The sequence below is a fragment of the Paenalcaligenes sp. DL 309 genome (assembly GCF_057475285.1).
On record NZ_JBYBKW010000004.1, the window covers coordinates 181,379 to 204,158 of the forward strand.

Annotated in this window: 23 protein-coding genes; 9 read left to right on the forward strand and 14 right to left on the reverse strand. The window is 46.2% G+C overall.

Annotated elements, in window-relative coordinates; genetic code table 11:
• The first annotated feature begins 156 nt into the window (after positions 1-156).
• Both dprA and AC2UZJ_RS07190 read left to right on the forward strand, forming a co-directional pair.
• A complete protein-coding gene (dprA, locus tag AC2UZJ_RS07185) occupies positions 157-1,296 on the forward strand; it encodes a DNA-processing protein DprA (RefSeq protein WP_486949453.1) in 1,140 nt (379 codons plus the stop codon).
• A 21-nt stretch (positions 1,297-1,317) separates the two neighbouring features.
• Positions 1,318-1,779, forward strand: coding sequence for a hypothetical protein (locus tag AC2UZJ_RS07190; RefSeq protein ID WP_486949454.1), 462 nt, complete (start codon positions 1,318-1,320; stop codon positions 1,777-1,779).
• On the opposite strand, the gene AC2UZJ_RS07195 is transcribed toward AC2UZJ_RS07190, so the two are convergent.
• On the reverse strand, positions 1,750-2,484 hold the full coding sequence (locus AC2UZJ_RS07195) for a YggS family pyridoxal phosphate-dependent enzyme (protein ID WP_486949455.1): 735 nt from the start codon (positions 2,482-2,484) through the stop codon (positions 1,750-1,752). The two genes, AC2UZJ_RS07190 and AC2UZJ_RS07195, sit on opposite strands and share 30 nt — an antisense overlap.
• 143 nt (positions 2,485-2,627) lie before the next feature.
• Between AC2UZJ_RS07195 and AC2UZJ_RS07200 the strand changes: the two genes are divergently transcribed.
• Genes AC2UZJ_RS07200 through AC2UZJ_RS07225 form a run of 6 tightly spaced genes read left to right on the forward strand, consistent with a single transcriptional unit; the run spans position 2,628 to position 8,048 of the window.
• On the forward strand, positions 2,628-3,917 hold the full coding sequence (locus AC2UZJ_RS07200; protein ID WP_486949456.1) for a Glu/Leu/Phe/Val family dehydrogenase: 1,290 nt from the start codon (positions 2,628-2,630) through the stop codon (positions 3,915-3,917).
• A complete protein-coding gene (locus tag AC2UZJ_RS07205; RefSeq protein WP_486949457.1) occupies positions 3,917-4,705 on the forward strand; it encodes an ABC transporter ATP-binding protein in 789 nt (262 codons plus the stop codon). Before AC2UZJ_RS07200 ends, AC2UZJ_RS07205 begins: the two co-directional genes overlap by 1 nt.
• Positions 4,706-4,740: 35 nt before the next feature.
• The gene (locus AC2UZJ_RS07210) at positions 4,741-5,571 is read left to right on the forward strand and encodes a transporter substrate-binding domain-containing protein (RefSeq protein ID WP_486949458.1); all 831 of its coding nucleotides are present in this window, start codon (positions 4,741-4,743) and stop codon (positions 5,569-5,571) included.
• A 35-nt stretch (positions 5,572-5,606) separates the two neighbouring features.
• The gene (locus AC2UZJ_RS07215; RefSeq protein ID WP_486949459.1) at positions 5,607-6,320 is read left to right on the forward strand and encodes an ABC transporter permease; all 714 of its coding nucleotides are present in this window, start codon (positions 5,607-5,609) and stop codon (positions 6,318-6,320) included.
• Positions 6,317-7,000: an ABC transporter permease gene (locus AC2UZJ_RS07220; RefSeq protein ID WP_486949460.1), complete on the forward strand. Its 684-nt coding sequence runs from the start codon at positions 6,317-6,319 to the stop codon at positions 6,998-7,000. Before AC2UZJ_RS07215 ends, AC2UZJ_RS07220 begins: the two co-directional genes overlap by 4 nt.
• A gap of 55 nt (positions 7,001-7,055) precedes the next feature.
• Positions 7,056-8,048: an asparaginase gene (locus AC2UZJ_RS07225; RefSeq protein ID WP_486949461.1), complete on the forward strand. Its 993-nt coding sequence runs from the start codon at positions 7,056-7,058 to the stop codon at positions 8,046-8,048.
• A 12-nt stretch (positions 8,049-8,060) separates the two neighbouring features.
• On the opposite strand, the gene AC2UZJ_RS07230 is transcribed toward AC2UZJ_RS07225, so the two are convergent.
• From AC2UZJ_RS07230 to AC2UZJ_RS07280, 11 genes are read right to left on the reverse strand one after another with little or no spacing between them, the layout of a single operon-like run.
• The gene (locus AC2UZJ_RS07230) at positions 8,061-9,320 is read right to left on the reverse strand and encodes a TRAP transporter large permease (protein WP_486949462.1); all 1,260 of its coding nucleotides are present in this window, start codon (positions 9,318-9,320) and stop codon (positions 8,061-8,063) included.
• A 12-nt stretch (positions 9,321-9,332) separates the two neighbouring features.
• The gene (locus AC2UZJ_RS07235) at positions 9,333-9,869 is read right to left on the reverse strand and encodes a TRAP transporter small permease (protein WP_486949463.1); all 537 of its coding nucleotides are present in this window, start codon (positions 9,867-9,869) and stop codon (positions 9,333-9,335) included.
• Positions 9,870-9,892: 23 nt separating this feature from the next.
• A complete protein-coding gene (locus AC2UZJ_RS07240; protein ID WP_486949464.1) occupies positions 9,893-10,885 on the reverse strand; it encodes a TRAP transporter substrate-binding protein in 993 nt (330 codons plus the stop codon).
• A gap of 32 nt (positions 10,886-10,917) precedes the next feature.
• Positions 10,918-11,910 carry an amidohydrolase family protein gene (locus tag AC2UZJ_RS07245; RefSeq protein WP_486949465.1) on the reverse strand — a complete coding sequence of 331 codons (993 nt, stop codon included), beginning with the start codon at positions 11,908-11,910 and terminating at the stop codon, positions 10,918-10,920.
• Between the two features lie 5 nt (positions 11,911-11,915).
• Entirely contained in the window at positions 11,916-12,488 is a 573-nt protein-coding gene (locus AC2UZJ_RS07250) for a 3-hydroxyanthranilate 3,4-dioxygenase (RefSeq protein ID WP_486949466.1), read from the reverse strand.
• A 33-nt stretch (positions 12,489-12,521) separates the two neighbouring features.
• Positions 12,522-12,950, reverse strand: a complete 429-nt coding sequence (locus tag AC2UZJ_RS07255) for a RidA family protein (protein ID WP_486949467.1) — start codon at positions 12,948-12,950, stop codon at positions 12,522-12,524.
• 2 nt (positions 12,951-12,952) lie between these two features.
• Positions 12,953-13,720 carry a 2-keto-4-pentenoate hydratase gene (locus AC2UZJ_RS07260; RefSeq protein ID WP_486949468.1) on the reverse strand — a complete coding sequence of 256 codons (768 nt, stop codon included), beginning with the start codon at positions 13,718-13,720 and terminating at the stop codon, positions 12,953-12,955.
• Complete coding sequence (dmpG, locus tag AC2UZJ_RS07265) at positions 13,717-14,748, reverse strand: 4-hydroxy-2-oxovalerate aldolase (RefSeq protein ID WP_486949469.1); 1,032 nt, start codon at positions 14,746-14,748, stop codon at positions 13,717-13,719. Before dmpG ends, AC2UZJ_RS07260 begins: the two co-directional genes overlap by 4 nt.
• 16 nt (positions 14,749-14,764) lie before the next feature.
• Positions 14,765-15,715, reverse strand: a complete 951-nt coding sequence (locus AC2UZJ_RS07270; protein ID WP_486949470.1) for an acetaldehyde dehydrogenase (acetylating) — start codon at positions 15,713-15,715, stop codon at positions 14,765-14,767.
• Between the two features lie 21 nt (positions 15,716-15,736).
• Positions 15,737-16,552, reverse strand: coding sequence for a 2-keto-4-pentenoate hydratase (locus tag AC2UZJ_RS07275; RefSeq protein ID WP_486949471.1), 816 nt, complete (start codon positions 16,550-16,552; stop codon positions 15,737-15,739).
• 18 nt (positions 16,553-16,570) lie between these two features.
• Positions 16,571-18,052 (reverse strand): 2-hydroxymuconic semialdehyde dehydrogenase, encoded by a 1,482-nt coding sequence (locus AC2UZJ_RS07280; RefSeq protein WP_486949472.1) that lies wholly within the window; start codon positions 18,050-18,052, stop codon positions 16,571-16,573.
• 160 nt (positions 18,053-18,212) lie between these two features.
• On the opposite strand from AC2UZJ_RS07280, the gene AC2UZJ_RS07285 reads away from it, so the two are divergent.
• Positions 18,213-19,127, forward strand: a complete 915-nt coding sequence (locus AC2UZJ_RS07285; RefSeq protein WP_486949473.1) for a LysR family transcriptional regulator — start codon at positions 18,213-18,215, stop codon at positions 19,125-19,127.
• A 3-nt stretch (positions 19,128-19,130) separates the two neighbouring features.
• Here AC2UZJ_RS07285 and AC2UZJ_RS07290 read toward each other — a convergent pair whose 3' ends face one another.
• Positions 19,131-20,096, reverse strand: a complete 966-nt coding sequence (locus AC2UZJ_RS07290) for a pseudouridine synthase (RefSeq protein WP_486949474.1) — start codon at positions 20,094-20,096, stop codon at positions 19,131-19,133.
• A 5-nt stretch (positions 20,097-20,101) separates the two neighbouring features.
• Positions 20,102-22,729, reverse strand: a complete 2,628-nt coding sequence (locus AC2UZJ_RS07295; RefSeq protein ID WP_486949552.1) for a TRAP transporter permease — start codon at positions 22,727-22,729, stop codon at positions 20,102-20,104.
• Positions 22,730-22,780: the final 51 nt, after the last annotated feature.

Here is a 22,780-nt window from a genome sequence, read left to right on the forward strand (position 1 = left end):
AAATTATCTATCTATAAGTATTTATGTGTTTATGTGTTACGTGTTTGAGTGTTTGGTTATCTGCATAAAATCCGCATGAATATACTTCAATTATACAAGCTTCCTACGTATTTCACGCAATAGGCGCGCACCGCAATTAGGATTACAATTGGCGCCATGACTTCCTCCGCTTCCTCTTCTGAGCTTTATGCTTGGCTGCGTCTATCTTTAGAGCCTAATCTAGGCCCTGCCACCGCGCGTAAGCTTTTGGCACACTTTGGCTTGCCCCATCAGCTTTATGAGCAGTCGGTGGGCACGCTAAGCCGTTATGTACCCACACAGCTTGCGGCTCAACTGCACGCGGCCCCTACAGATGAGCTAGAGCAGCAGATTCAGCAAACCTTAGCTTGGTCGCAGGTACCAGATCAGCATATTTTATGTTTGGCAGACAGTGCCTACCCCACCGCTCTGCTTAATCTGCATGATCCACCATTGGTGCTGTATGCCAAAGGCAATCTTTCCCAGCTGCAGCATCAAGGCTTAGCCATTGTGGGCGCGCGTAGTGCCACCACTCAGGGTTTAGCCAATGCCCATGATTTCGCCCTGTTTTTAGCCTCTGAGGGTTGGTGTATTGTGAGCGGCTTGGCCTTGGGCATAGATAGCGCTGCACATCAGGGCGCTTTAGCGGCGGCGCAGCCTAATAGCACCATAGCGGTATTAGCTACCGGCATGGATAGAGTGTATCCGGCACGTAATCGTGAGCTCGCCCATCAAATTGCTGAAAAAGGCGTGTTATTGTCTGAGTTTCAGCTAGGGCAAAGCGCCATGCGCCATCACTTTGTAAGGCGCAACCGCTTAGTGGCAGCTTTATCGCGGGGAGTCTTGGTGGTAGAGGCTGCGCTGAAAAGTGGCTCATTAAGTACAGCGCGTTTAGCGGCAGAAATTGGCCGTGAGGTCTTTGCCATCCCCGGTTCCATTCACTCACCTTTGCATAAAGGTTGTCATCAGCTGATTCGTAGTGGCGCTAAACTAGTGGAGTCGGCTGAGCATATTTTGGAAGAAATGGGTCATAACCTACCTTTGCCTTTGCAAAACTCTGAGTCTACATCTACTCCTAGTCTTAGGCTTTTACCGTCTGATTTATCTGCAGAAGTACAGCATGTGGTTGAAGTCATGGGAACGGAGGTGCTCAGTGCTGATCAAATTCAAAATCGTTGTACGGGTTTAAATGCGGCGCAAGTAGGTACTGCGTTGGCGCAATTGGAACTTTTAGAGCTAGTCAGTCTCCAAACCGGTGGCCTCTATGTACGCACCTAATTGTTTATAAGCCTTTTATTTATGTCCTCAGAACCCATCACCACTGAAAACCTCTTTGACACCATTGGCCCGCTGCCTTTACGCGGGCGTTCGTGGCCTAAGCCTATAGCGGTGATGGCCTGGGTGTTGTTAGCGGTTATTGGTGCTCGTTTAGGCTTTCTGGCTGCCAATTACGGTGATCAAATCGCCATGCCGATTATGGCGAGCGTTATGTTGGCTTATACCGGCATGGTGGTGGTGGCTTTTTTCATGTGGACTGCCCACACCACCATCACCGAAGAGGGCATTCGCCAAGACTGGATACTAAAGCGCGAAATGCGCTGGGATGAGCTAAAATACGCCAAATTCATCCCACTCTTCTACTCCAAGCGCTTGCTCTGCTTCACCAACCGCGGCCGCCCCATGGTGTTTCAGGGGGCGAGTGAAGAGTTGCAAATTGCCTTTGCGCATATATCATTGGTAACGCTCCCCAAACAACGCTGAGCCCACCCGAATATCCGTCGCCCCTTCGGCAATGGCGAGCTCAAAATCACCACTCATACCCATCGATAGGCGTTGAATATTGGTAAAACCGGCTTCCTGCGCTTGATCGCGCAGCTGACGTAGGTGGGCGAAGCAACGGCGGATTTCGGTTTGATCTTCGGTTTGGGTGGCCATGGTCATCAGGCCAATCACCTTCAATTTATCTAATTCCTCTAATTGGGTTAGAAACTCCAATAGATCCTCAGGAGCCAACCCGAATTTTGTATCTTCAGCCGCCGTTTTAATTTGTATATACACCGGTAATACCCGCTGCTCTATTTGAAGGCGGCGGTGCAGGGCTTCGGCTAGGGACCAGCGGTCTAAAGACTGCAGTTCATCGGCGTAGCGGGCGATTTCTTTGGCTTTGTTGGTTTGCACATGGCCTATCATTACCCACTGCAAGTCCGGGCGTTGTAAGTTCGGGCATGGCCCGGACTCTACGGGGGGCGTTTCAGCAGCTGGGGGGTTGAAATGCTCCACGCGCGCTCGTAGGTCTTGGGCGCGGTTTTCACCAAAACGTCTTAGGCCTAGATCAATGGCTTGTTGAACCTGCTCGTGACTGAAGGTTTTACTCACGGGTAATAAGCGCACACTGTCTGGATTACGACCATTTTCAGCACACGCTTTAGCGATGCGTTGTTGAAGGGTTTGCAAACGTTGATGCATGTATTTCCTCTTTTTTGGGCTTTTGCGGTATGCTACAGTCTGTCATAACAGCGGCAAACATTACAGTTTGTGGCTGTTTTTTATCGATTATTGTCGATATTTCTACTTATTCACCCCATTATTTCAACGAGAGGATTGATTAAATGAATCAACCAGCTCAACACGCTTTGCCTTCTTATTTAAACCCCGAAGACCTAGGCCCTTGGGGCATTTATTTAGAACAAATAGAACGTGTTAGTCCTTACTTGGGTTCCCTAGAAAAATGGGTTGAAACCCTAAAGCGCCCTAAACGTATTCTTACCGTCGATATACCTGTAGAGCTAGATAACGGTCGCATTGCTCACTTTGAAGGTTATCGCGTACAGCACAGTTTAGCGCGTGGTCCCGGCAAAGGGGGTGTGCGCTACCATCAAGACGTGAGCTTATCTGAAACTATGGCCTTATCAGCGTGGATGTCTGTGAAGTGTGCGGCTGTAGATGTGCCCTTTGGTGGTGCCAAAGGTGGCATACGTATTAACCCACGTCATTATTCTGAGCGTGAAATAGAACGCGTTACCCGCCGCTATATCCATGAAATCAGTATGATCATTGGCCCGGATCAAGATATACCGGCACCTGATATCAATACGAACTCACAAACCATGGCATGGATGGCTGATACCTATGCCATGCAAACTGGCCGTCTAATCACCGGAGTGGTTACCGGCAAGCCCATTGGTCTGGGTGGTAGCTTAGGTCGTGTAGAAGCCACGGGCCGTGGTGTATTTGTGACAGGTGCTGAAGCGGCTCGCGATGCAAACATTGACCTCAATGGCGCTCGAGTAGTGGTACAAGGTTGTGGCAACGTAGGTAGCGTAGCCGCTAAACTTTTCCAAGAGGCCGGTGCTAAAATTATTGCTGTCCAAGATCATAGCGGGACCGTGTATAATCCCAACGGTTTGGATATGGATACGCTATTAAGCAGTTGCAATAGCGAAGAAGGCCTAATTAGCAGTACCGCAGGCGAGTCTATTTCTAATGAAGAGTTCTGGGCTTTAGAGTGCGAGATTCTTATCCCTGCTGCCTTAGAAAAGCAAATTACGGCTAAAAATGCTGATAGCATTCGCGCTAAAATTATTGTAGAGGGCGCCAATGGCCCCACTACACCTGAGGCCGATGATATTCTGACTGCAAAAGGCATCACCATTATTCCAGATGTGATTGCTAATGCCGGTGGTGTGACGGTGAGCTATTTTGAGTGGGCTCAAAACTTCTCCAGCTTTTTCTGGGAAGAAGACGTTATTAATCAGCGTTTAGAAAGCATGATGCGTAAGGCTTACCAAGCCACAGCCGCCACGGCTAAACAGCACAACATCACTTTGCGTACAGCTGCTTTTGTCACTGCCTGTACACGTATACTAGAAGCACGTGAATTACGTGGTTTATATCCCTAATGTCGGTTTCCACCTCTGTAAATACTGCTTACGCAGTACAAGTATTAAATATCCATAAAGCCTTTGGTGATCATGAAGTCCTTAAAGGCATTTCCTTTCATGCGCAGCAAGGCGATGTGCTTTCTATTATTGGCGCCTCCGGTTCGGGTAAAAGCACCTTATTGCGTTGTGTGAACCACCTAGTGGTACCCGATCAAGGCGAAGTCCATATAGGGACGGATATATTACGCAGCCATGCCAAACGGGATGGCAGCATGATAAGCAGTGATCCCAAGCTCCTAGAGCAAGTGCGGGCACGCCTTGGAATGGTATTTCAAAACTTCAATCTGTGGTCACACCGCACCGTGGTGCAAAATGTGATTGAAGGCCCCATACAGGTGAAAAAAATTGCCAAGGCGCAAGCCACCGAATACGCCTTACACTTATTAGATAAGGTAGGTTTGGCGCATAAAGCCAATGCCTACCCGTCTGAGCTATCTGGCGGTCAGCAGCAGCGCGTGGCCATTGCCCGCGCACTGGCCATGGACCCCGCCGTTATGTTGTTTGATGAGCCCACCTCTGCCTTAGATCCCGAAATGGTGGGCGAAGTGTTGCGCGTTATTCGGCAACTGGCCGAAGAGGGTCGTACTATGATTTTAGTCACCCATGAAATGCGCTTTGCACGTGAAGTGTCTAATCATGCGATTTTTATGCATAATGGCATCAGCGAAGAGTCAGGAACTCCGGCAAATGTGTTTGATAACCCACAGTCCACACGTTTGCAGCAGTTTTTACAACCTTTGGTTTAACATTTAGCTTGTTTTTTATGTTCAGGAGAACAACAATGCGTTTCAAAAAAACAATCATGGGCATTACTGCCAGCTTCGCCTTCGCTGCCATGAGCCTAAGCACAGCTGCCCTAGCCCAAAATTCTTATAAAATTGGCACCGAAGGCGGCTATCCACCATGGAGTATGGTTGATGCCAAAGGTACCGTGACCGGTTTTGATGCTGATGTGGGCGCCGCACTCTGCGCCAAACTTGATGCTGATTGCACTTTTGTGGTGCAGTCTTTCGATAGCCTTATTCCTTCTTTGGATGCTAAGCGCTTCGACCTCATCATTTCAGGCATGTCTTATACTCCAGAGCGTGCCAAACGTGTTAATTTTAGTATCCCTTATGCTGTAGAAGATGCTATTTTTATCCTCAAAGCTGATAGCCCTATCATTAAAGCCGATTCTTCTGAGGCGATTTTTAACGCCCTAGATGGTAAATCTATTGGCGTACAAGGGGGGACCACGCACGGCGCTTATTTAGCTAAAATGGCACCTAAGGTTAATATTAAAGACTACGAAACCCTAGACCAAATGCAAATTGATTTGGATTCGGGCCGTTTAGATGGTACTTTTGCTGACTTGACCTCACAATCTCGATTCCTTGATGAGATGGATAACAGCGATTACGCCCTCACTGAAACCGTCATCAAAGGTTCCTCAGACCCTGAAACCTTAGGCTACGGCATTGCCATTGGTATTCATAAAGACGCGGCAGACCTCAAAGAAAAGGTAGATGCTGCCCTGTGTGAGCTGATCGAAGATGGCACCGTTAAGTCTGCCAGTGAGAAATGGTTTGACATAGACATTGCTAACTACGAAGCCTGCGAAAATAAAAAATAATTCTGAGTAATTCTGAGTATTAACTACACCTAAGCATGTTGGAAACCTTTATACGCATCCTCAACGACGGTTGGGGCGGGATGTTTTTGCGCGGCACGGCCATGACCTTATTCATCGCCGTGTTTGGCATGGCTTTAGGTGTAGTTATAGGTGTTGCAGGGGCTAGCCTCAAACGCTCAGGCCCGTGGTGGCTAAGCGGACTGGTTAGTCTTTACACCACCATTACTCGCAGTATTCCTGAGCTACTGATTATTTATTTGCTGTTTTTTGGCGCCATTCATCCGGTAGCGCAGTTGGGTGATTGGTTTCAGGCCGAAGAGCTCATTAATAGGTGGTTTCCAGCGCTTGTCGGCATAGTTGCCATTGGCCTCATTGCCGGCTCTTACAGTGTGGAAGTTTTCCGTGGTGCTTTAGGCGCTATACCCGAAGGCCAAATTGAAGCCGCTAAAGCCATAGGAATGTCAGCTTGGCAGCGCCTCAAACGTATTATTCTGCCGCAAATGTTGTGGTATGCACTGCCCGGCTGTAATAACGTTTGGCAAACGGCCCTTAAAGACACGGCCTTGATTTCTTTAGTCGGTTTAGTAGAAATTATGCGTGCCGCTCAGCTGGGTGCTGCCGCCATGCGTGAGCCCTTAGCCATGTATTTAATCGCCGGCTTTTTGTTTTTTAGTATAGGCATTGCCAGTCAAGCCTTATTTGTAGTGGCTGAGCGCTATGCTGGCCGCGGCATGCGGGCGGCTATATGATGATTAACTGGTCTGAATTTAGCACCACTCTACACACGCTTTGGAAAGGCTTTGGCCTAACCTTGCATATAGGCTTATGGGGTATTGCCCTCTCTTTAGTGCTAGGCCTATTGCTTGCACTCATGCGCCAATCCGGCAACCGGCCACTAGCGTATTTCGCTTTTGTTTATAGCACCATTTTTCGAGGCACCCCGCTGCTGGTACAGCTGTTTTTACTGTATTACGGCGTAGGCATGATTGGCTGGGTTAAAGATGTGCCTTTCTTATGGTGGCTATTTAGTGATGGCACTCGCACGGCAATTCTCGCCATTATGCTTAATAGTGGCGCCTATGTAAGCGAAGTGTTCCGTGGTGGTTTGCAGTCTGTGCCTAAGGGTCAAGTGGAAGCGGCCCAAGCCATTGGTATGTCTGCCTGGCAATGCTTTACGCGCGTGCGCTTACCCCTGGCCATACGCCAAGCGCTACCCGCTTATAGTAATGAAATTGTGATTGCCATCAAAGGCACGAGCCTAGCCTCCACCATTGCCGTCTTAGAGCTCACCGGCTACGCCCGCCGCATCATGAGCCAAAACTACGCCATCATGGAAACCTTTGTGATTGCGGGGTTATTGTATTTAGCCATTAATTTCAGTCTACTGGCGGTTATTTATTTGATTGAAAGGCAGTTGAAACTTCGATAAGAATTAATCGCGGGCAAGGCCCGACCTCTACGAGGTGGATTTCCACCAACTACTTATGAACCACCAAAAGCACATTGCCATCGTTGCCACTGGCGGCACCATCGCGGCCCAAAATACCGATCAAACCGCTCTGGGGGATTATGCGGTGGATCAGCCTATAGAGGCGCTGCTGGCGGCCATCCCCGCTCTAGCCGATATTGCTCGCATCAGCAGTCACGAAATCTGCAACATTGATAGCCGCGATATGTCTTTTGCGCTGCAGCACCAGCTCATTAGCCAAGTGCAGTTGTTATTAGCTAATCCAGATATAGACGGTGTAGTGATTACCCACGGTACCGATACCTTGGAAGAAACGGCGCTGCTGCTGCATTGGTGTATAAAAAGCACGAAGCCAGTGATAATTACGGGAGCGATGCGGCCGGCTTCCGCGCTGAGCGCCGATGGCCCACTAAATTTATATAATGCCGTACTGGTTGCGCGCAGCGCCGATGCCCATGGTTTAGGTACTCTGGTGGTGCTGAATGATGAAATTCACAGTGCGCGTTTTGTACAAAAAATGCACACCTCCACTCCCAATGCCTTTGCGGCACCCACTACCGGCGCCATGGGTTTAGTGAGTAATGGCCACGTCTACATTAACACTGCGCCGCGCCGTCCTTTTGGGATGAATAATGCCTTAAGCTTGCCTAAAAACGTGGATTCTTGGCCGCAGGTAGATATTATTTTTGATCATGTAGACGCTAACCCAAAGCTTTACACCGCTAGTGTATTATCGGGCGCTCAAGCCATTGTGATTGCGGCCCTAGGTAATGGCAGTCTCAGCCCAGCCGCCCGCGCCGGTGCTCAATACGCCGCTAGCCGAAACATACTTTGCTTACGCGCCAGCCGTATCCCTACCGGGGCTATTACTCCCTCCCAGCAAGACGATGATTTCCATACCCTAGCCGCACACCAATTTCACGCCACCGCCGCCCGTACTTTGACGGCTTTGGCACTAGCAAACAAAGCGTCTAGGGCGGAGATTGCGTATTATTTACGGCATTACTAAATTACTAAATTACTAAATTAAGGCGGTACTTAAAATTGGAAAGTAACTTAAGGCCACAATCACTAAAGCCGTAATTATCAGGAAGGGAAATAACATTTTTAGTAATTGACCAATACTTACGCCGGTCAAAGAAACCGCTACGAATAGCCCCGTGCCTACTGGTGGAGTTAGTAGACCTAATACCAAAACCAAACAAATGAGCACACCAAAATGGAAAGGATCAATACCAAAATCATTGATTGCTATGGGTAGTAATATGGGTACTATTAAAATTAAAGCAGCAATACCATCAAGCACCATCCCAATTAACAGCAATAACACACAAACAAGCAGTAAAAACACAAAAGGACTTGAGGTGCTTTTACCTATCCAAACGGCTACCATTTGAGGAATTTGCTCAAAGGTAATTGTCCAACCAAAAACACCTGCTGCTGCTACTAAGAATAAAACCATGGCGGTGCTAAATACCGTGCGCTCTAGTATTTTTGGCACCATAGACCAGCTCAAGTCTTTATAAAAAAACAAACCCACTAATAAGGCAACAAAAGACGCAACAGCCGCTGACTCCGTTGGTGTGGTTAAACCAGATAAAATGCCCCCAATAATAATAAATGGGATAGACAAAGCAGGCAGGGCTCTAACCGAAGCCTGTAGCATCGCTCTGGGTTTTAACCATTCTCCTTTTGGATATTGCTGCTTGATACCCATCAGAAAAACAATCAATAAAATGGATAAGCCCATGAGCACGCCAGGAATAATACCTGCAGTAAACATGTCTCCAATTGAGATTTGGGCTAAAACACCATAAATAACAAACATCATTGAGGGGGGAATAATCGCCCCCATTAAGCCTGAAACCGCAGTTAATGCCGTAGCAAAGCCCTTGTCATACCCTTCTTTTTCCATTTCAGGCACTATTGACTGCGACATAATCGCAATCTGTGCTACGGCAGACCCTAAAATAGCGGCCATAAACATATTGGCCAATAAGTTTATATAAGCTAATCCTCCACGCAAACCACCAAAAAATATACGTGAAAAATTGATTAGCCGTTGCGTTAAGCCACCGGCATTCATAAGCTCGCCGGCTAAAATAAACAAAGGTATAGCCATCAGACCATAATTTTCAATGGAGCCAAATAGCTGTTGAGAAAAAGATGAAAATAAAACTATATTCCCTGATGACCAAATATAATAAATTGAAGTTAGTATTAGCGAAACACCAATAGGCACACTCAACAAAAGCAAAACTATAAATAGAATGAAGGTCATTTAACTCACCTTTTATGAGGTTATTTTCTGCGCTGAGTCACAATAGATAAGATTAGCTAGAGAATGTATAAAAACAGAAAAAGAAAAATAAGGAATAATTAACCAAATCCAAAATTTATTAATTGGAACGGTATTTCCTCTCTCTGTATAAATAAAGTTAAATGTATTAGCACTAAATATATTTAAATCAAACCCAGCTAAAAAAACCTCAAATGGCTGATACCAATACCAAGAAAAAATAATTAACAAAATACTAAACAATAAAACAATAACATCTACTATTTTATTTATAACTTTACTTACAGAAGCTGGAACTAAATCAACCACGATGGTAACGGCTACAGCGCGACGTTTTTTTAGTAAAAACGCCGTAGCAAAAAACAGCATCCAAACCATTGCATAAATAGCCAATTCATCTACCCAAAACAAGGCTTGATTTAGAGCTCTGGTCACCACATTCAGTCCTATTAAGATCGTAATGGCAGCAACACAAACTATGGCTCCATAACGCTCAAAAGTAGCTAGTGTGTTTGAAATAGCTCTCAGCATCTGACTCTCTCCTCGTTACTTATTTATGGATTTTTAATTTTTTCAGACACTGCGCGTAACGCTTTTAAAGACGTAGCCTTAGTACTCCATTTGTCTTCCCAGACTTGTAAGCTTTCACCAAAAAACTCTGGCCCCACTTCTTTAATATGAGTACCCGTAGCAGCTAAATCTTGCTTCCATTGCTTCTCTTTTTCTGCATATAAAGGCAATGTTTTAGCTAGACTCTCTTTCATGAGCTCTTGGATTTTCGCTTTATCTTCATCACTTAAGGTTTGCCATACGCGGGCTGACACCACACCCACAACTGGGAACATCATATGATCAGAGACTAAAACCGTTTCCGCTTTATCATAAAACTTCAGGCCTAAAATAAGCTCCAAGTCCATATCCGTTGCATCTACCTGGCCATTATTAAGCGCATCGTACACCGCTGAAAGTGGGAGGGCAGTTGGTGCCGCGCCTAAACCCCGATAGAAATCTTGTAAAGGCTCTTGAGGGGTAATTCGTAACTTTTGCCCCTTTAAGTCTTCCACTTTATCTATACGTTTAGTGCTCACAATTTGACGTAAGCCACCTGTGCCATACGCCACGCCCACTACACCTGCTTTAGCGGGTAAGGCAGCTAAAACCTCCTGAGCGGGGGCTGATTCTAAAATTTCCCCCACTTGATCTATGGATTCCACTAAATACGGCGCATATAAAGCCCCCACATTAGGATCACGGTTGCTTAACTCCGCAATGGTTAAAAAGGCCATATCTAAAGCACCAGTTTGCAACTGTTGCAACATCTGTGCTTCATTGCCTAATTGCGCTGCAGGGAAAATTGATACCTTATGCTCATTATTTGTGACCTCTTGAAAGTTTCCTGAAAACTCCTTAGCTGCTTGAGTCCAAATATGACTTTCAGGCGTAATTAAACCTAAACGAAAATCTTTAGCGGCCACTGAGGTAGATAAACCTAAAGCACAGCTTGCAAGACTTAGGGCCAAAACAACTTTTTTGCTTAATTTAAACATGACTGTCTCCTCATTTATACTCAAAGATTAAATCAAAGATTAAAGAAATTTTGAGCATTTTTAAATAAAAGTTTTTCTTTTTGAGCCAAACTAAAAGTAGAGTCGGCAATTAAAGCACCTATGCTTTGCTCGCCTAAAGGAAAGGGATAGTCAGACCCCATCATCACCCGATCCTCACCCATTACTTTTACCAACATGCTTAGTGCATCCTCATTAAAGACGGCACCATCCGTATATAATCGATTAGCATACTCAGAGGGTGGGCGCGGACAATCTTGCCGCACTATATCTCTTTCTCGCCAGGCATTATCTACTCGTCCTAATAAATAGGCAAAAGAACCGCCGCCGTGAGCAAAACAAATCTTGGCTTTTTCCGGTATTTTTTCTAATGCACCAGATAGTATTAAAGATAGCATGCTTAATTGCGTTTCAGCCGGCATGGCAACTAACCAAGGCAACATCCATTTTTGCATTCTATCTGGGCCACCCATCATGTCCCAAGGATGCACAAAAACCGGAATATCCTCATGAGCGCAGTGAATTAAAAAATCAATCATTTCAGGATGATCTAAATCTTTATTCCCAACGTGATTGCCAATCTGCACACCCACACACCCTAGTCGCTTAGCGCGTGAGGCCTCATCACACGCCAATTTCACGTCTTGCAAGGCCACCTGCGACAAAGCTTTCAAACGTTCTGGGTGATTTGCACAAAAAGCCACTGCCTCCTCATTTAAGCGCTGCGCCCAGTCATTCGCTACCGAAGCTTCCCAGTCATAACCAAATAGCACGGGGGTAGAGCATGTGACTTGCACATCTATGCCCTGCTCATCTAACTCTTTAACACGATAGTCTGCATCCCAGAGCGCTCTATAAACCGGTCTAAAACTCTCATCACCAATCATGATGTTACCGGTTTGCCCATCGTCGTTAATCGCTAACCACGCAGCACGTTGTGAATCTATACGATGTGCCACTTCTTTACTTAATGCTGGGAAAAAATGAGAATGAATATCAATACGCATAATAGTTACACATCTGGAAAATAGGTTTTAAGGGTTTGGTGCCAAGCAACATAATCTTTGCCAGGGTGCACCTCACCGCAGCCAGAGCAAGTACGCTCGGCTTCGCTGCTACTATAAAAAGTGTCATAAACTGGGGGCAGATCTTTAACGATGTCGGTTAAAGCCATTTCATAACGTCGAATCAAGGTGCCACATTTTGCGCAATACCACTGCAAAGCATCATTTTTGTCTTTAGGCCGTTTCGTTTCAACCACTAGGCAACGACTATCGGCTTGGGGACGCTGTGGCGAATGATGCACATGGGCGTCCATTAAAAACATGTCGCCCTCTTTAAGGACCACCCGATCAAATTTGCCCCTATCCCAAATCAAAAGACTGGCATCGCCTTTAAATTGATAGAAGTATTCTTCTACCGGATCATCATGGAAATCAGAACGCTCATTAGGCCCCGCTACAACCGTCACCATAAAATGCGCGTCTTGCCAGATTTGTTGATTTCCTACAGGGGGTTTAAGTAAATGATCGTTATCTGCTAACCATTTATCAAAGTTAAGTGGTAAACCGTACTTAAAACTCATGATTGTCTCCTTTAGACTTTTGTCCAGGCTCTTTTACTCAGGTTTATAAGCAATTGCTTTTATTTCTATCAGCAAATGAGGGTGCGGCAACTGATGCACCGCAACGGTGGTTCGTGTGGGGGCGCTGTCATAGTCAAAGTACTCGGCCCAAACCTCATTAAAACCACCAAAATCATTCATATTGACTAAGAAGACGCTCATTTCTGTAACATCTGTTAACTCAGCCCCTGCTTCTTCCAAAATACCTCTGATGTTTTCTAATACAGCACGTGTTTGTACTCGGATGTCGAGGTTAGTGACCCCCATTTCATTTACTTCCACCCCTTCAAAACTGTTATCACTACGTCGTGAACTGGTTCCGGAGACAAAAATAAAATCTCCTGCTCTGCGATAATGAGGAAAACGACCGCGCGGTTTAGCTCTGCCTTCAATGACTCCCGCTGTAGTACTTTTCTTAGCCATAATTAACTCACTGTAAAAAAGCCACTTTTTCCTAAACCACTTACCTCTACTTCTATATGGGTATTAGGTTCTAACGCTTCTGCAGCAGTCGCTGCTCCCGCCATAATGAGGCTACCAGCCGGCAAGCTCTGACCACTTTCACCTAACAGGCGCGCTACCTCTGTAATGGCGCGTAGCGGATTACCTAAAATGGCTGCCGTGGTACCTTGCTCTATCGCCACACCATTTTTATTTAAACTCACAAACGCATTGCTTAACCCATCGAAACGGTGAGACCAGCTACCCACTATGACGCCTGAGGAAGAACAGTTGTCAGCCACTACATTATTAAGATCGAATTTAAAATTAGTGAATCGTGAGTCAATAATCTCTAAAGCGGGGGCAACGGCTTCTATATAATTAACCGCCTCTAACGCCGTAAGTGGCCCCGTAATTTCGCGTTTTGTTAAAAAGCACACCTCGGGCTCTACGCGTGGATGCACAAAATTAGATAAACTTATCTCACCGCCTTCGCTAAACAACATATCCGTAGTGAGCCAACCCCAAATTAAATCGTTAACTCCCATTTGCTTCATCTTGGCACGGCTAGTAAATCCCAGCTTTACCCCACAGATAGGGTGGCCACGCGCAACGCGTAAGGCAATAGAAGCCCGTTGAATTTCATAAGCCTGCTGTAAATCAAAGGTTTCAGGCGCATATTGTTCCGTTGCCTGTCGTAATAACGCCGCTTGATCTAAATGCGTAGCTATTTCGTTAATATTCAGTGTCATCGAGTTTCTCCTTTTTTGAGCATGTCTAGCGCCACATCCACAATCATGTCTTCTTGCCCACCCACCATTCTGCGTCTGCCAATTTCAACCAAAATATCAAAAGCAGGAATGCCATAGCGCTCAGAAGCCTGCTCCGCATGTCTTAAGAAACTAGAGTAAACGCCGGCATAGCCTAAGGCTAAGGTTTCTCTATCCACGCGCACTGGCCTTTCTTGCATTGGGCGTACAATATCCTCAGCGGCATCGATGAGTTTTTTGGTATCACAATCATGCTTTAAACCTAAGCGTGTAATGGCGGCTATGAACACCTCAAGTGGGGCATTACCCGCACCTGCCCCCATACCAGTTAGGCTGGCATCAACTCGATCACAGCCATATTCAAGTGCAGCCAGACTATTCGCAACGCCAAGACTTAAGTTGTGATGCGCATGTATACCGATTTCAGTTTCCGGATTTAACACCTCACGGAAAGCTTTGACACGATCAGCTACGTCATACATATTCATGGCACCGCCAGAATCCACCACGTAAACACACTGAGCACCATAACTTTCCATTTTTTTCGCTTCCTGAGCTAAGGCCTCAGGGCTATTCATGTGGCTCATCATTAAAAAACCGACTGCATTCATGCCTAAGTCACGGGCATACGCAAGATGCTGTTTGGAGATATCCGCTTCTGTGGAATGCGTAGCAACACGCACCACACTCACACCTGCCGCGTGTGCATTGCGTAAATCCTTAATGGTGCCAATCCCCGGTAAGATAAGCGTAGCGATGGCAGCCTGCTTCACCACATCATTAACCGCCTCTATCCACTCCAAATCTTTATGCGCACCAAAGCCATAATTGAAGCTAGACCCTTGGAGCCCATCGCCGTGCGCTACCTCAATACTATCTACGCCGGCCTCATCCAATGCTTTGGCAATACGCTGGGCATCCGCCAAACTGTATTGATGGCGTATGGCATGCATACCATCGCGCAACGTTACATCAGAGACATACACTTTTTTATCTTTACTAAAACTCATAATTAGCCCCTAGCAGTTAAGCTGTCTGTTGCATAGTTAATGCAATGCGATCAGCAATACTCATTGCCGCACTAGTAATGATGTCTAAATTACCTGCGTACTCAGGTAGGTAAAAGCCAGCACCCGTTACTTCTATAAATACCGATACCTTCTTCGCTTTGGCTGTGGTAATAGCGGGTATATCACCGGTTTTAGGCACAGTGAAAGTATCAAACTGAGGGGCTTGTTTAAGTACAAAGCCCGGCACATAGTTAGCCACTTCGGCCACACGTTTTTCTATAGCTGCTGTAATTTTGGCCTCATCCGCATCTTCGGGCACACAGCAATACACGGTATCTCGCATCACCATAGGTGGCTCAGCGGGATTTAATATAATGATGGCCTTACCACGCTGCGCACCCCCAATTTCCTCAATGGCTCTGGCAGTGGTATCTGTAAACTCATCAATATTTGCTCTGGTACCTGGTCCAGCTGATTTACTAGAGATTGAAGCGATAATTTCCGCATAATAAACGGGGGCACATTCAGAGATAGCATGCACTATAGGTATAGTGGCCTGACCACCACAGGTCACTAAATTAATGTTTTGCTTATCTAAATGCTCTTCCATATTGACTACTGGCACCACATAAGGCCCTATAGCGGCAGGTGTTAAATCCACCATCACTATGCCTTTTTCTTTTAAAATTTCATTATGTTTATGATGTGCATAAGCACTGGTTGCATCAAAAACAATACGAATTTCAGATAGCTCGTCTAACTTTAATAAGCCATCTATGCCTTCATGAGTGGTAATTACGCCGGCTTTTTTAGCTCGTTTTAATCCTTCCGAATTCTCATCAATACCCACCATTGCAATCAGCTTTAACTGCTTACTTTTTCGCAAAATTTTAAACATGAGATCAGAAGCGATATTGCCTGAGCCGATAATTGCTACCCCTATAGGTAGAGCTGTGTTATCTGTCATTGTTATCTCTCTTTAGTTGGACTACTTAGCTGTAGACACAAAATTAGTTTTAACCTGCCCTAAGCCCTCAATCTCTACCCACAGGGCATCACCAGATGATATGTTCACCATTTGCCCCAAGGCTCCTGTCAACAAAATATCTCCAGCTCGTAAAGGGGTATCTAAGCGCGCCATCATATTAGCTAGCCATACTGCCGCATTTAAGGGATTGCCCAAACAGGCAGCCCCGGCACCTACAGAAGCCTCTTCACCATTACAGGTCATGATCATGCCGCACCTAGCCAACTCTAACTTCTCCAACTTCACGGGTCTGGAACCTAAGACAAAGGCTGCTGATGAGGCGTTGTCCGCCACCGTATCAAAGAGGCTAATTTCCCAATTACGGATACGGCTATCTACAATTTCAATGGCTGGTAAGGCATAAGCGGTGGCGGAAATAATATCGGCGAACGTGTTTTGCTCATGCGGCAAATCTCGCTCTAAAACCAACGCAATTTCTGCTTCTGCTTTAGGTTGAATCCAGGAGCTAATGTCTATTTCTTCAGAGCATCCGTATGACATATGCGCCAATAAACTGCCAAAATCAGGCTCATTAACCCCTAACTGCGTTTGTACGGTTTTAGACGTTAGGCCTATTTTACGGCCCACTAAACGCGAGCCTTGCTGCAACCGTTGAGCAGTTACTGCATGTTGTATGGCGTAAGCCACATCCAGCGCTTTTTTGTTTTCCTGTTTTGCCAGACGTTCTATGTCTTGCTTTATTGGGTCTATAGCTTGACCGGTAGACTGGGCGTTTAATAAGGCTTCTGCCACTGCATTAATAGTTTGATAGCTCATTCTGCTGCCTCAAGTAAATTAAATACGAATACTGATATTTGTCGTTTCCGAATAGAAATCTAAGGAGAAGTCTCCACCCTCTCTTCCTAAGCCTGACAATTTGCTGCCGCCAAACGGTGTGCGTAAATCACGAGCAAACCAGTGGTTAATCCAAACAATTCCGGCTTTAATTTGTGGACTAACACGATGAGCTCTAGATAAATTCTGCGTCCATAGCACAGCGGCTAAACCATATTTAGTATTATTGGCCCGCTCAATGACTTCTTGCTCATCATCAAAAGGAGCAATGTGACACACCGGCCCAAAAACCTCCTCTTGCATACAACGCGCCTCATCACTGAGCCCCGTCCAAATGGTAGGCTGAATAAAAGCGCCGTCGTCACGCTTATCATTAAAGACCGGAATAGCACCCCCGGTAACTACTGTGGCACCTTCTTCTACTGCTAGATCCAGATAAGACAACACTTTTTCACGGTGCCCTTTCGATATCAATGGCCCCATAAAAACAGCTTCTTCATGCGGCCAGCCTATGTTTAATTTTTCTGTCTCTTCTTTGAGGGCACTGAGAAAGCGATCGAAAATAGAACGGTGAACATACACACGTTCTGTGCACAGACAAACCTGACCCGTATTGGTAAAGCTAGAGCGCACTACACCTTGAACTGCTGCCTCTATGTCTGCATCTTCAAAAACAATGGCCGCGTTTTTACCGCCTAGCTCTAAAGAAACGGGTTTCACACCATCAGCAACCGCTTTCATAATGGCACTGCCTGTGCCCGATTCACCAGTAAAGGTGACCGCATCTATGTCTGGGTGTTGAGTTAGAAATTCACCCGTGGAGTCTTTACCAAAACCATGCAACACATTAAAAACCCCTGGAGGGACTCCTGCTTCATCAAAAGCCTCAGCAATTAAGGTGGCAGAGGAAGGGGTTTCTTCAGAAGGTTTACAAATTAGGGTATTACCACAAATTAAGGCAGCACCCGCTTTCCAAGTTAAGGAAAGTAAGGGCAGATTCCACGGCGAAATACTTACCACCACGCCTACGGGATTGCGTTTAGTTATGTTTAATAACTGTGAGCCGTCGGGCAGGTGAGTTTCATAACATTTATCTGCCGCTTGGCGTCCTAAGTCTGCAAAGGTACGTAAGTTATGGATGCCCCTATAAACGTCTAAGCGTCTCGCCTGCGCTAGAGGACGGCCGGTATCTAGCACCTCAGCGCTAATAAAATCATCAAAACGCCGTTCAATAATATCGGCCACTTTATGCAGTAAATCAGCACGCTCATTTACATTCATTTTGCCCCAGGGGCCATTTAAAGCTTGTCGAGCAGCGTTTACCGTTTCATTGACTAAATTTTTATCCGCCTCGCACACTTCTCCAATACACTCACCAGTCAGTGGGCTAATGTTTTCAAAAGTTTGAGGGGTGGCAACAAAGCGCCCATTCACATAGTTACGTGATTTTTTAAGATTAACAGGCAAGGCATAAGAGAACACAGCGAACTCCCCGTTTGGAATTGAAAAAAGTGCTACTCTTAGTGTATACAGCTAGTATTAATATGAATAATCAAATAAAACGCCCTCCGTATAACTAATTCGAATATTAGCAATAACCCTCATGCAATACTCAATCTCTAGTCTATCTAAGCGTTTACGCATGTCTCAATTTTATATATTTGAGACGGTCTTAACTCATGGGTCGATTTCTTCAGCCTCTAAAACTCTGCATTTGAGCCAACCAGCAGTTACCAAAACTATTCAAGATCTAGAAGAAATATTAGGACAACAACTCTTCATACGCACCACTCTAGGTGTGCAACCCACAGAGTTTGGATTAATGCTTGAGCAGCATGTAAAAAAACTAACCACAGATATACGCCACTTAGTCGATGATTTAAATCAGTGGAATACAGGGATTTCAGGCCGAATTGTAGTGGGCACTATGTTGACGGCCTCAGCGGATTTTTTACCTAGAGCGATTCTACGCTTAAAGGATTTAGCGCCCAATGTCACTATTGAAATCAAAGTGGGTGTTAATACCAAACTGTATCCAGAATTGGCCAATGGTGAAGTAGATATAGTATTAGGGATTTTGCCGTCTGATTCTGCACCACAAAACTTATTACATACGCCGCTATTTGAAGAAACCTTATGCGCGGTAGTGGGAAGAGAAAACCCTTTAGCCACTCAATTAAATGAGAACTGGTTTAAGAGCCAAAGCTTAAGTTGGCTGATTCCACCTATTGCTACTGCTGCCGGTAAGGCCGTACAGCAATTCTTTAACGATTTAGATATTAAAACCCCGTTACGAGTCATTGAATCTGTTTCTATCATGACAAACTTAGCCATATTGACTGACTCTAACTTTGTTGCCCTAATGCCTAGCTCAGTAGCACATCGCTTTATTCAATTAGGGTTATTGAATATGCTACCTTTAAAAAACCCCATTCCGTTAGGGGAAATTGGCTATACCCTACATACAGACAGACCCATCACACCAGCTTGTCAACGTTTTATAGACACTTTGAAAACTGTGAGACCTGCTCCCAATCGCGAGCATGGGCTAAATTAACTGCTAAACGCCCCAGTGAAGATCGGGCCATGCCCGCTCTGAGACAAACTCCCTCTCTAGCCCCGAAACCGGGTCCACAAAAGCTATGCTCCTTGCCAATAACTGCAGCGGCTTACTGTAATCATCAGGCTGCGGTTCGGCGGGACGTTGGGGGTAATAGCTATCGTTAAAAATAGGGGTGCCTAGGGCATTGAGGTGCACGCGCAGCTGGTGTTTACGCCCCGTCAAAGGCCTTAAGCGATAAAGACTATATTGTAGCGGCGAGCCAGACCCGCGATAAGTTTCCAGAACTTCAATATCTGTAAAACTATTGGGCTCCCCAGAGACTTCCTCCACAAACAACTGATCTTTAGGTTGCTCTAGACGGCTGCTGTAGCGCAGTGGGAATTGTATAGACGGATCAGGCTGTGCGGGGGCGATGGCTTCGTACACGCGCTGTATTTGCTGATTTTGAAATAAGGTTTGATAGGCGCCGCGTAATTCTGGTTTGCGGCAAAACAATAATATACCGGCGGTTTCACGATCTAGGCGGTGCAAAGGGCTAATGGCCACATCATTAAAGTGCTGCCGCACACGCGTTAAGGCGGTATGCTGCAAGTATTGGCCCCCGGGGGTAGAAGCTAAAAAATGCGGTTTATCGACTACGATAAGACTATCATCGGCATAGAGAATAGGCATCTCAAAAGGCACCGGCACCTCATTGGGTACATGACGATAATACCAAAGCCACTGTTTACTTTGCGGCTGATACGGCATATCAAAAGCCATGGGCTGGCCAAGGGTATTTACAATATCACCGCGTTCTAAGCGCCAGCGTAGATCAGTCTCAGTCACATGAGGAAAGCGTTCAACTAAAAACTGCCCGATGGTGCTCCAGCTGCCTTCGGCTAACCAAACGCGGCTAGGAGCAATGCCATTACGGGCCGGCAAAGGCGCTATGGCCTTTGCCTTTTTCTTTGCCTTAATCATATCTATTATGCTATTTGCCCTGCCTGCATAATGGGCTGCGGCTCATTACGTAAACGCGGCCCTTGGCGTAACCACACAAATAACAGGATGAAAAAGGCGGGGAAATACACCCAATAATCAGACGGACGATTTGGATTAAGCTGCTTGACGGCAATCACATCCCAGCCTTGCTCCCAACCGGCTCTACGGGCTTGGCTACCAAAACTAATGCTTGAGATCTGCACCATATCACCAAAAGCCATAATACCTATACCCGCATCAGAAAGACGCTTACGGCCGGCGGCCTCCCCTGTTAAGTCTGAGCCTTCAGGTAAAGGTGGCAAAATAGTGGCTACGGTTTTAGTGAATTCATCACCCTCTAAATTCATACCATTGATCACCGCTACAAAACGTTTGCCTTCGGGTAAGTCAGCAGCTGCCTGATAAATCTGTGCTGCCGGTAAATCAATGTACTCTTCCTGATAATGGTTCATAAACCAATCCGGGCGAAACATCATAAAAGTCACCAGCAAGCAAAGCACCACCTCAAGCTTAGACGACTTCACCCGCATCCACGCCATCGTGGCCGAGGCAAAAGCTAAAGACCCCGCTATGGATCCCACCACTACCAGCACCAAACCATACCAAGTTTCAATGCCGATTAATAACAGCAGCGGATTAAAGATAAACATGAAAGGCAACACGGCAGTACGCAAAGCATACTTCACCCCTTGTAGACCAATACGTAAGGGATCTTCTTGCGCAATAGCCGCTGCCGCAAAAGTAGCCAAACCTACGGGAGGGGTGATATCTGCCATCAGACCGTAATAAAACACAAACATATGGACGGCAATCAGCGGAATAATCAGGCCATTTTGCGCGCCTAACTCTACCACCACAGGTGCCATCAAGGTGGCCATTAAGATGTAGTTAGCCGTGGTAGGCATGCCTAAACCTAACACCAAACACACCAAAGCGGTAAAGCCCAGCATAATAAGCACATTACCCATAGAGACAATCTCTACGAAGGCTGTCATGCGTAAGCCTAAACCGGTAAGGGTCACCGCCCCCACAATCAACCCCGCCGTCCCACACGCTAAAGCAATACCCACCATATTACGAGCGCCAGACTGCAAGCCGTCTACGGTATCTTTAATACCTATCGCTAAGGCAGCAGCGATATTTTGTTTACGGAATAACGCCTGTAAGGGTTTGCGCGTGAGCATTAAGGTCAGCATACAAATCACGGCCCAAAATGCTGATAAACCCGGCGATAAACGTTCTATAGTCAGGCTCCACACCAACACACCCAGTGGGATTAAAAAGAAAAGCCCAGTACGCACTGTGGGCCAAATCTGTGGGCGTACAGGATCAGTGACGCTAATAGTTTTAGGTAAATCTTCATGACGTGAAGCCGCCGCCACCAAGCTCACATATAAAATAAGCAATAAACTGGCTAGTATTCCAAAGGCATACTGTGGGAACAGCAATTGTGTACCCACTCCTACCCAGTAGATAAGTGCAACTACAATAAGCGTGCCGGATATCCCCATGCCCACTCTAGCCACCTTTTGCACCACCGTACGTGAAGTAGCAGCGGCTTCCATGGGCTGTAAACCCAGCTTCAATGCCTCTAAATGCACAATATAAAACAGGGAAATATACGACAGCATAGCGGGTAGCAGCGCATGTTTAATGATGTCAGTATAAGGAATACCTACGTATTCAATCATTAGAAAAGCGGCTGCGCCCATAACGGGTGGCATAATTTGGCCATCGGCTGAAGCCGCCGTTTCAATCGCCCCCGCACGCACGCCCCCATAACCAGAGCGTTTCATTAAGGGAATGGTAAAAATACCGGTGGTTACTACGTTGGCAGTAGAAGAGGCTGACACCACCCCATTGACCGCTGAAGACAAGACTGCCACTTTGGCTGGTCCACCGCGCAAATGCCCTAAAAGGGAAAAAGACACCTGCATCATGTAATTACCCGCACCGGCTCTATCTAAGAGCGAGCCCAACATGACGAAAATAAAAATATAGGACACCGAAACGCCCAATGCCACCCCAAACACGCCTTCAGTGGTTAACCACATGTGCGACATTAAACGCTCTATAGAGGCCCCTCTATGCGCCAAAGCGTCTGGCAACCAAGGCCCTAAAAACACATACAAAATCACCACGGTGCCTAGTACCGCCATGGGTGATCCCAAAGCGCGGCGCGTGGCTTCAAGCAACAAGATAATACCTATACTGGCGGTGACCACATCCAGGGTGGTGGGTATACCAGGACGAGTGGCTAACTCATTGTAGAAAATATAAAGATAAGCACCACAAAATCCTGCCATCAGCGCCAAAACCCAATCATGAATAGGAATACGCTCTCTGGGAGAGCGTTTGGTGGCAGGATAGGCCAAATACGCTAAAAACATAGCGATACCTAAGTGCAAGGCACGCGCTTCGGTATCATTAAAAATAGCAAAGTGAAAAGTAAATGGTAGCGGGGAGGCATACCACAGCTGGAAAAAAGCCCAGCATAAGGCAACAGTGAAGACGATGGCACCAGCAACGCCACCGACGTTACGGCCACCACGATCCACTTCCTCAACGAGCTTATGCAGATCTTGCTCTGTAGGCGTGGTGCTCATAGGAATCCTTTTGGTTATTAGCGATGCAGTGAGCTTGAGCTAAAACGGACTACCCTT

What these genes read in the sequence shown, in the direction of transcription:
- dprA (WP_486949453.1), top strand. Translation starts at nt 157, where the DNA reads ATGACTTCCTCCGCTTCCTCTTCTGAGCTTTATGCTTGGCTGCGTCTA.
- AC2UZJ_RS07190 (WP_486949454.1), top strand. Translation starts at nt 1,318, where the DNA reads ATGTCCTCAGAACCCATCACCACTGAAAACCTCTTTGACACCATTGGC.
- AC2UZJ_RS07195 (WP_486949455.1), bottom strand. Translation starts at nt 2,484, where the DNA reads ATGCATCAACGTTTGCAAACCCTTCAACAACGCATCGCTAAAGCGTGT.
- AC2UZJ_RS07200 (WP_486949456.1), top strand. Translation starts at nt 2,628, where the DNA reads ATGAATCAACCAGCTCAACACGCTTTGCCTTCTTATTTAAACCCCGAA.
- AC2UZJ_RS07205 (WP_486949457.1), top strand. Translation starts at nt 3,917, where the DNA reads ATGTCGGTTTCCACCTCTGTAAATACTGCTTACGCAGTACAAGTATTA.
- AC2UZJ_RS07210 (WP_486949458.1), top strand. Translation starts at nt 4,741, where the DNA reads ATGCGTTTCAAAAAAACAATCATGGGCATTACTGCCAGCTTCGCCTTC.
- AC2UZJ_RS07215 (WP_486949459.1), top strand. Translation starts at nt 5,607, where the DNA reads ATGTTGGAAACCTTTATACGCATCCTCAACGACGGTTGGGGCGGGATG.
- AC2UZJ_RS07220 (WP_486949460.1), top strand. Translation starts at nt 6,317, where the DNA reads ATGATGATTAACTGGTCTGAATTTAGCACCACTCTACACACGCTTTGG.
- AC2UZJ_RS07225 (WP_486949461.1), top strand. Translation starts at nt 7,056, where the DNA reads ATGAACCACCAAAAGCACATTGCCATCGTTGCCACTGGCGGCACCATC.
- AC2UZJ_RS07230 (WP_486949462.1), bottom strand. Translation starts at nt 9,320, where the DNA reads ATGACCTTCATTCTATTTATAGTTTTGCTTTTGTTGAGTGTGCCTATT.
- AC2UZJ_RS07235 (WP_486949463.1), bottom strand. Translation starts at nt 9,869, where the DNA reads ATGCTGAGAGCTATTTCAAACACACTAGCTACTTTTGAGCGTTATGGA.
- AC2UZJ_RS07240 (WP_486949464.1), bottom strand. Translation starts at nt 10,885, where the DNA reads ATGTTTAAATTAAGCAAAAAAGTTGTTTTGGCCCTAAGTCTTGCAAGC.
- AC2UZJ_RS07245 (WP_486949465.1), bottom strand. Translation starts at nt 11,910, where the DNA reads ATGCGTATTGATATTCATTCTCATTTTTTCCCAGCATTAAGTAAAGAA.
- AC2UZJ_RS07250 (WP_486949466.1), bottom strand. Translation starts at nt 12,488, where the DNA reads ATGAGTTTTAAGTACGGTTTACCACTTAACTTTGATAAATGGTTAGCA.
- AC2UZJ_RS07255 (WP_486949467.1), bottom strand. Translation starts at nt 12,950, where the DNA reads ATGGCTAAGAAAAGTACTACAGCGGGAGTCATTGAAGGCAGAGCTAAA.
- AC2UZJ_RS07260 (WP_486949468.1), bottom strand. Translation starts at nt 13,720, where the DNA reads ATGACACTGAATATTAACGAAATAGCTACGCATTTAGATCAAGCGGCG.
- dmpG (WP_486949469.1), bottom strand. Translation starts at nt 14,748, where the DNA reads ATGAGTTTTAGTAAAGATAAAAAAGTGTATGTCTCTGATGTAACGTTG.
- AC2UZJ_RS07270 (WP_486949470.1), bottom strand. Translation starts at nt 15,715, where the DNA reads ATGACAGATAACACAGCTCTACCTATAGGGGTAGCAATTATCGGCTCA.
- AC2UZJ_RS07275 (WP_486949471.1), bottom strand. Translation starts at nt 16,552, where the DNA reads ATGAGCTATCAAACTATTAATGCAGTGGCAGAAGCCTTATTAAACGCC.
- AC2UZJ_RS07285 (WP_486949473.1), top strand. Translation starts at nt 18,213, where the DNA reads ATGTCTCAATTTTATATATTTGAGACGGTCTTAACTCATGGGTCGATT.
- AC2UZJ_RS07290 (WP_486949474.1), bottom strand. Translation starts at nt 20,096, where the DNA reads ATGATTAAGGCAAAGAAAAAGGCAAAGGCCATAGCGCCTTTGCCGGCC.